The sequence below is a fragment of the Acidovorax sp. ACV01 genome (assembly GCF_014851495.1).
In the GTDB taxonomy this organism is placed as follows: domain Bacteria; phylum Pseudomonadota; class Gammaproteobacteria; order Burkholderiales; family Burkholderiaceae_C; genus Acidovorax; species Acidovorax radicis.
The window spans coordinates 64,702-72,639 of the sequence record NZ_JACUZT010000014.1 but is presented as its reverse complement, the minus strand read 5'-3'; the positions used below and the strand labels follow the sequence as shown (position 1 = coordinate 72,639).

6 protein-coding genes and 1 pseudogene are annotated in these 7,938 nt (G+C 66.0%); 3 read left to right on the top strand and 4 right to left on the bottom strand.

All coding sequences use genetic code 11. The features are described 5' to 3' along the window. From IB243_RS26395 to IB243_RS26380, 4 genes and pseudogenes are all read right to left on the bottom strand, one after another. Positions 1-175 (bottom strand): annotated as a pseudogene (locus IB243_RS26395) (electron transfer flavoprotein subunit beta/FixA family protein); the annotation flags it as partial. Positions 176-395: 220 nt separating this feature from the next. After that, positions 396-1,730: a mechanosensitive ion channel family protein gene (locus IB243_RS26390; protein WP_192430038.1), complete on the bottom strand. Its 1,335-nt coding sequence runs from the start codon at positions 1,728-1,730 to the stop codon at positions 396-398. Between the two features lie 5 nt (positions 1,731-1,735). Next, entirely contained in the window at positions 1,736-2,527 is a 792-nt protein-coding gene (locus tag IB243_RS26385) for an enoyl-CoA hydratase (protein WP_192430037.1), read from the bottom strand. 140 nt (positions 2,528-2,667) lie between these two features. Beyond that, entirely contained in the window at positions 2,668-3,573 is a 906-nt protein-coding gene (locus IB243_RS26380; protein ID WP_050812458.1) for a histone deacetylase family protein, read from the bottom strand. A 101-nt stretch (positions 3,574-3,674) separates the two neighbouring features. On the opposite strand from IB243_RS26380, the gene IB243_RS26375 reads away from it, so the two are divergent. The 3 genes from IB243_RS26375 to IB243_RS26365 all read left to right on the top strand — a co-directional run bounded on the left by IB243_RS26375 (position 3,675) and on the right by IB243_RS26365 (position 7,782). Next, positions 3,675-4,595 carry a MoxR family ATPase gene (locus tag IB243_RS26375; protein WP_010460095.1) on the top strand — a complete coding sequence of 307 codons (921 nt, stop codon included), beginning with the start codon at positions 3,675-3,677 and terminating at the stop codon, positions 4,593-4,595. A 3-nt stretch (positions 4,596-4,598) separates the two neighbouring features. Then, the gene (locus tag IB243_RS26370) at positions 4,599-5,642 is read left to right on the top strand and encodes a DUF58 domain-containing protein (RefSeq protein WP_057270737.1); all 1,044 of its coding nucleotides are present in this window, start codon (positions 4,599-4,601) and stop codon (positions 5,640-5,642) included. A 112-nt stretch (positions 5,643-5,754) separates the two neighbouring features. Further along, on the top strand, positions 5,755-7,782 hold the full coding sequence (locus IB243_RS26365; protein ID WP_192430036.1) for a DUF3488 and transglutaminase-like domain-containing protein: 2,028 nt from the start codon (positions 5,755-5,757) through the stop codon (positions 7,780-7,782). Positions 7,783-7,938: the final 156 nt, after the last annotated feature.

Here is a 7,938-nt window from a genome sequence, read left to right as displayed (position 1 = left end):
TGACTTCGGTCACCAGGCCTTTTTCTTTCAGGCGCACGGCCTCTTCGACGGCGATTTCGTCAAAGGGGTTCATGCTCATCTTCACGTTGGCGATGTCCACACCCGTGTTGTCCGACTTGACTCGGACTTTCACGTTGTAGTCCACCACGCGCTTGACAGGGACCAAGACCTTCATTGCTGCGGCTCCTAGAGTTGGTTGAATTGACGTTTACGTAAACTAGAACATTCTATGCCGCACTGCAACGAAAGCGCTACGGAGCCAGGACACAGACCACACAATCGAAAAAACGAACGATCGTGCTTTTTGTGGATTATAGGCGAGTGAGCACCGCATCTGTCTAGAGTTTGCTGTCGCCTGGGGCACCCGGCGGGAGCATGGCAAGGGGCGATACGGCTTACTCTGTGCCGGATGCCGCCCGGCCCACAGCCGCGCCCTGCATCGCGGCGGGAAGCGGCCCTTCGACCTGCACATGCATGACCCGCTGCGGGTACGGGATATCGATCTTGTGGGTGCGCAGCGCACTCAGGATGGCACGGTTGATCTCCGAACGCAGGCCCAGCGAGCCGTTCTCGGGATCGGCAATCCAGAAACCCACGGTGAACTCCAGCCCGTCGGCACCAAACGCCGACAAGGCCACACTGGGGGCCGGATCGCGCAGCACGCGGCTGCTGGCAAGGGCTGCCTCGCCCAGCAGGCGGATGACCAGGTCCACATCACTTTCATAGCCCACGCTCACCACGGTGGACAGCCACACCCGGGGGTCTGCCAGCGACAGGTTCTCCACCCGCTGGATGATCAGCATCTCGTTGGGCACGATGGACTCGCGCCCCGTGGACGAGCGCACCACGGTGTAGCGCGCGTTGATGTCGGTGATGCGCCCCTCGAAGTTGTCCACCCGCACGTTGTCGCCAATGCGCATGCTGCGCTCGGCCAGAATCACAAAGCCGCTCACGTAGTTGGACGCCAGCTTCTGCAGGCCAAAGCCAATGCCCACGCCCACGGCACCACCCAGCACCGACAGCGCGGTCAGGTCAATGCCCACGGCCGACAGGGCCATGATGAGCCCGACAAAAATCAGCAGCGCCCGCACGGCATTGCTCACCGCCTTGCGCAGTGAAAGCTCGGCCCCGGTGGCAGAGCGCAGCAGGCGCGACTCGATGGCTGCAGAAATCCACAGCGCGATCAGCAACACGGCAGCAGCCGTCAGAGCCCCTTCGATCATGGTGCGCACCGACAGGGTGGCACCCCCTACCTTCCAGTGGATCTGGTCCAGCTCATCGAGCACCAGCGGCAACAACCCCGTGACCCAAAGCACCATGCCCAGCCAGGCCAGCCAGGAGATAGAGCGCTCGATGGGCCGCACCCAGGCAGCCTCCGGGTATGCCACCTGCAACACCTTCACCCCGATGCGGATGACCACCAGGGACACCAGCACCGGCACGGCAACCTTGAACACGGCCAGCGGAATCCATTGCAGCAGCACGGTTCGCGCCACATAGGCGAGGCTCAGCAGCGCGAGTGGAAACAGTGCGCCATCGACAATCCGCGCGCCGAACAGGATGGAGCGCGGGTCACCCCGGTGCAGTCCACGCTGCAGCAGCGACACCAGCAACCAGGCCAGCCCCAGGCAGGCGGCCAGGGCGGCCAATTCCACCAGCACCGTGGGCCGAAGGAACGCTTCGGCCCAGCGGCCCACATCTTCGAGCATGGAAATTTCTGTCGTCGCCATGGCTCTCAGCGCTTCCAGGTGGGCTGGCGCTTTTCGGCGAAGGCACGCGCACCCTCCTGCGCGGCGTCGTCCATCATGTTGGTGGCCATGGCCTGGCCTGCCAACTGGTAGGCCGCGTCCATGCCCAGCTCACGCTGCTGGTACACCAGCGCCTTGCCCATGGCCACGGCCACACGGGGCTTTTGCAGGATGGACTCCACCAGCTTTTCGACCTCGGCATCCAGCGCGTTGGCGGACACCACACGGTTCACCAGGCCCTGCGCCAGCGCGGTGGGCGCATCGATGAAATCGCCGGTGAGCAACATTTCCATCGCCCGCTTGGCGGGCACATTGCGCACGAGCGGCACGCTCGGCGTTGCGCAGAACAGGCCGTAGTGGATGCCACTGGTGGCAAAACTCGCGCTGTCGGCCGCCACGGCCAGGTCGCACTGCGCCACCAGCTGGCAGCCCGCCGCCGTCGCCATGCCTTGCACGCGCCCGATCACGGGCACGGGCAGCTTGTGGATGGTCAGCATCATGCGGCTGCATTGCGCAAACAGCTTTTGGTAGTACGCCAGCTCCGGGTTCGCCGCCATGTCCTTGAGGTTGTGCCCCGCACAGAAGGCCTTGCCCGCCGCGGCCAGCACCACCACGCGCACAGATTCGTCGCGGCCCGCTTCGTCCAGCGCCTGTTGCAGGGCTGTCAGCATTTCAGAGCCCAACGCATTGAAGCGTGCAGGGTCGTTCAAAGTGAGGGTGAGCACACCGCGCGTATCACGGGTGATCAGCAGCAGCTCGTCAGAATTTGGAATCGTCATGTTGTTTCTCCTGTGCACAGCAATGCGAGGGGCGTTTGAAACAGGCGCGCATGAGGCCAGCGCCACCGTGGAGCTGGCTCCGCCAGGCCACGGGTGGCGTCCCCCTCAGGGGGAAGACGCCGCAGGCGGCTCAGGGGGAGTCAAAGATCAGCCAGGACCCGCAAATGCGCCTCCACACTGCGTGCCAGCGGTCCCATCACATAGCCGCCCTCCAGGCACGACACGATGCGGCCTTGGGAATAGCGGCGCGCCACATCCTTCACGCGCTGGGTGATCCAGGCATAGTCCTGCTCGGTCAGGCCCAGCTGGCCCATGTCGTCCTCGCGGTGGCCATCAAAGCCCGCACTCACAAAAATCATCTCGGGCTTGAAGGCCTCCAGCCGGGGCATCCACATCATCTCGATGATTTCGCGGATGTCCATGCCCCGTGTGTAGGCGGGCACGGGCACATTGACCATGTTGGGCGCGGGATCGTGGTCGCCGCTGTAGGGGTAGAACGGGTGCTGGAAGATGCTGACCATCAGCGCCCGCGGGTCGCCCGCCAGGATGTCCTCGGTGCCATTGCCGTGGTGCACATCAAAGTCCACCACCGCCACGCGCTGCAGGTTGTAGCGCTGCAGCGCGTACTTGGCCGCCACGGCGACGTTGTTGAAGAAGCAAAACCCCATGGCCTTGTCGCGGCAGGCATGGTGGCCGGGGGGGCGCACCGAGCAGAACGCGTTTTCCACCTCGCCCGCCATCACCGCGTCGGTGGCGGCCAGCGCTGCCCCGGCGGCGCGCAGCGATGCCTTCCAGGTGTGGGCATTGATGGAGGTGTCGGTGTCGATCTGCGCGTAGTTGGGGCCACCGGCCATCAGCTCTTCATTGAGCCGGTCGGACATGCCGCGCAGTGCCGCGATGTGCATGCGGCCGTGGGCCAATTCAATATCGGCCAGCGAGGCCTCGGGGGCGTCATAGCGCTCCAAGGCATCGCCCACTCCGGTGATCAGCAAGCGGTCTTCAATCGCATCCAGCCGTTCGGGGCATTCGGGGTGACCCGGGCCCATCTCGTGCTTCCAACAATCCCGATGGGTGAAATAGCCCGTCTTGCTCACAGTCTTGTCCCCGCGTGTCGCATTTTTCTCGGTTTTTCGGATAACGTCGTGCCATGAACGCACAGCACAAAATCAAATCACTTCTGGATCAGCTTAACACGGTGATCGTGGGCAAACAGGCCCAGGTCCAGGACTGCGTGGCCTGCCTGCTGGCGGGTGGGCACCTGCTGATCGAAGACGTGCCGGGGGTGGGCAAGACCACCCTAGCCCACGCCCTTTCGCGCACGTTTGGCCTGCAGTTCTCGCGCGTGCAGTTCACGGCCGACCTGATGCCCAGCGACCTGACCGGCGTGTCCGTGTATGAACGCGGCAAGGAGGCCTTCGTGTTCCACCCCGGCCCGGTGTTCGCCCAGGTGTTGCTGGCCGATGAAATCAATCGCGCCAGCCCCAAGACGCAGAGTGCGCTGCTGGAAGCCATGGAAGAAAAACAGGTATCGGTGGAAGGCGAAACACGCGCCCTGCCCCACCCGTTCTTCGTGATTGCCACCCAGAACCCCCACGACCAGCTGGGCACCTTTGCGCTGCCCGAATCGCAGCTGGACCGTTTTTTGATGCGCATCTCTATCGGCTACCCCGACCGCGCGGCCGAGCGCGTACTGCTGGCGGGCGCCGACCGAAGGGACATGGTGGACACCATGCTGCCCTTGTTGTCCGACGAGGAGCTGGCCGAGTTGCAGCGCCAGGTGCAGGCCATCCACACGGCCGACCCGCTGCTCAACTATGTGCAGGACCTGATTGCCGCCACGCGCTCGGGCCGGTGGTTTTTGCAGGGCCTGTCGCCCCGCGCGGGCATTGCGCTGGTGCGTGCGGCCAAGGCGCAGGCCCTCATCAGCGGGCGCGACTATGTGGCCCCCGACGACGTGCAGGCCGTGCTGCCCCAAACCATCGCCCACCGCCTGGTGCCCGTGGGCGACGCCGGGCGCGGCGCGGTGGAGCAAGTCCGAGCGATGGTCGAAGCGGTGCCCTTGCCCTGATCCATGGAATCCGCTGCCCCGCTCTCCCTGTCACCCACTGCCCGCTGGCGCAGCCTGGCTGCCCGGCTGAACCCCTTTGCGCCACTGCGCCGCCGCTTCCAGCGCTGGTGGCAGGCGCGGTTGCCGCTGAGCGACACGCTCGCGCTCACCCAGCGCAATGTCTACATCCTGCCCACGGGCTCGGGCTGGATGCTGGCGTTGACGCTCATCGTGTTGCTGGTCGCATCCATCAACTACCAGCTCAACCTGGGCTACCTGCTGACCTTTTTGCTGGCGGGCAGCGCCGTGGTGGGCATGCACATCTGCCACGCCAACCTGCGCGGCCTCACGCTGCACCTGAAGGCCCCCGAGCCGCACTTCATGGGCACCAGCACGGCGTTTGACATCCAGCTGTCCAGCGAACGCAAGACCCCGCGCTACGGCATTGCGCTGTCGGTGCACGGCACGGGCAAAGAGGCGCACCACTGGGCCTGGACCGACGTGCCTGCGCAGGGGCAGTCCAGCGTGCAGGTGGCCTTCAGGCCGCCGCGCCGTGGCCTGCACCGCGTGCCCACATTGACCGCCGAGACGCGCTTTCCGCTCGGCACTTTCCGCGTCTGGACCTACTGGCGCCCCGCCGCCCAGGTGCTTGTCTACCCTGCGCCCGAGACCCCCGCACCGCCCCTGCCCCCTGGCGAACCCCGCGCGGGCGGCACGGGCAACGCGCAATCCCAGGGCATTGGCGAATTCGACGGCGTGCGCGCCTACCGCCGGGGTGATCCGCTCAAGCTGGTGGTCTGGAAGAAGGCCGCCAAATCACTGGGCACCGGCACGGACGACCTGGTGAGCCGCGACGCCCAGCAGGCCCAGCGGCACGAGCTGTGGCTGGACCTCGCCCGCGCGGCGCTGCCCGACCATGAAGCCCGCATCTCGCGCCTGACCGCCTGGGTGCTGCAGGCCGACCGGCTGGGGCTGGACTATGGCCTGCGCCTGCCGGGTGTGGAGATCGCCCCGGACACGGGGGCCGCACACCGAAGAAATTGCCTGGAAGCGCTGGCACTGTGCTGATCCTCTCGTCAAAATTCGCATCAAATTGGCACCTAGCGCTTACCATCAATGCGTCAATAGCTATATTTTCAATAGCAAACCAATCCCCACCAGCCGGGCGTGAACCTTTGCCATGAACCTGCGCCAGACCCTTGTTTCCCTGCCGCGCGACGCCCGCGACACGCTCTTTCTGCTGTTCGTGATCGTGTGGGTCATCGCGCCGCAGGTGTCCAACCTGCCAGTGTGGACCAGCCTGCTGGCCAGCGGCCTGCTGCTGTGGCGCGGCTGGCTGGCCTGGGTGGGGCGCCCGCTGCCCAGTCGCTGGACCGTGGCCGCCCTGCTGATGGTGGCGGTAGCGGGCACGCTGTTCACGCACCGCACCATCCTCGGGCGGGATGCGGGCGTTACCCTCATCGTCATGCTGCTCGCGCTCAAGATGCTGGAGCTGCGCGCGCGCCGCGACGCGATGGTGGTGTTCTTCCTGGGCTTCTTCACGATGCTCAGCAATTTCTTCTTCTCGCAGTCGCTGCTGACAGCCGCCGCCATGCTGGTGGCGCTGCTGGGCCTGCTCATGGCACTGGTCAATGCCCACATGCCAGTGGGGCGCCCGCCCCTGGCGCAGACCTTCCGCATGGCGGGCACCATGGCGCTGCTGGGGGCGCCCATCATGGTGGCGCTGTTCATGCTGTTTCCACGCATGTCGCCGCTGTGGGGCATGCCCGGCGAAAACCTCTCCGGGCGCAGCGGCCTCTCGGGCACGATGAAGATCGGGGACATGGCCGAGATCGCACTGGACGAGCGCGTGGCCATCCGCCTGCGCTTCGAGGGGGCGCCCACCGATGTGCCTGCGCAATCCACGCTGTACTTTCGCGGGCCCGTCATGACCGCGTTCGATGGCCGGGAATGGCAGGCTGAGCCCTTCCGCGAAGACAGCGCCTGGGCTGCGCGTGCAGCCCTGCCCGCCAATCTGCAGGTCAGCGGCCCGGCGGTGCGCTATGAGGTGACGCTCGAACCCCAGCGACAACCCTGGCTGATGGTGCTGGAGGCGACGCCCGAGGCGCCACAGCTGCCCAATCAAATGCAGGCCTACATGACCCAGGACCTGCAGTGGATGACCACACGCCCCATCACCGATGTACTGCGCTACCAGGCCGTGAGCTACCCAGAGTACCGCCATGGCCCCCAGCAGTCCGTGCGCCAGTTGCGCGTATACACCGAGCTGCCGCCCGGCTTCAACCCCCGCACCCTGGCGCTGGCCGCGCAGATGCGTGCCGACCCCGCACTGGCCACCGCCAGCACCGGCACGCTCGTCAATGCGGTGCTGGAGCGCCTGCGCACGGGCGGCTACAACTACTCCCTGGATCCCGGCGTTTTTGGCGAACACACCGCCGACGAATTCTGGTTTGACCGCAAGGAGGGCTTCTGCGAGCACATTGCCTCGGCCTTCGTGGTGCTGATGCGCGCCATGGATGTGCCCGCGCGCATCGTCACGGGCTACCAGGGGGGTGAACGCAACCCCGTGGATGGCTACTGGACCGTGCGCAATGCCGACGCCCATGCCTGGGCCGAAGTCTGGATGGAGGGGCGTGGCTGGGTGCGTGTAGATCCCACAGGCGCCGTCTCGCCGAACCGCGTGGGTCAGTTCCAGCGTTTGCGCGCACCCCAGGGAGCGTTCGCCAACGCCCTGGGCACCCTCAGCCCGGGCATGGTGCAGAACCTGCGGGCCGTGTGGGAAGCCGTCAACAATGGCTGGAACCAGTGGGTGCTCAATTACACCCAGAGCCGCCAGATGGACCTGCTCAAAGCGCTGGGGTTTGAATCTCCCAGCTGGCAGGACCTCACCACCGTGCTGGGCACCCTGGTCATCGCGGCTGCACTGGGCGGCATGGGCTGGAGCCTGTGGGAGCGCAGCCAGCACGACCCCTGGCTGCGGCTGCTGGCCCGCACGCGCCAACGCCTGGCGCGCGCCGGGCTGCCACTGCCAGAAACCCTGCCCCCACGCGCAATGGCAGAACGGGTGCGTGCACAATTCGGGGCGCCGGCCGCTGAAGTGGCAGACTGGCTGCTGCGGCTGGAGCGATTGCGCTACGCCCCCCACCCCGACTCCGAACTGGGTGCCCTGCGGCGCGAGTTCCGCACCTTGCCCTGGCCAAAGAGATGAATCATCCCCCTGAGCGGCTTCGCCGGGAAGGGGGACGCCGCTGGCGCGGCGGGGCTGCCCTTGCGCGGCGGCCCTGGCCTGGGTCGCGCCGGTTTCGAGGCGCAGGGACACAACAAAGTAACGAACACCCGAAATGACGAAGACAGCTCCATGGAT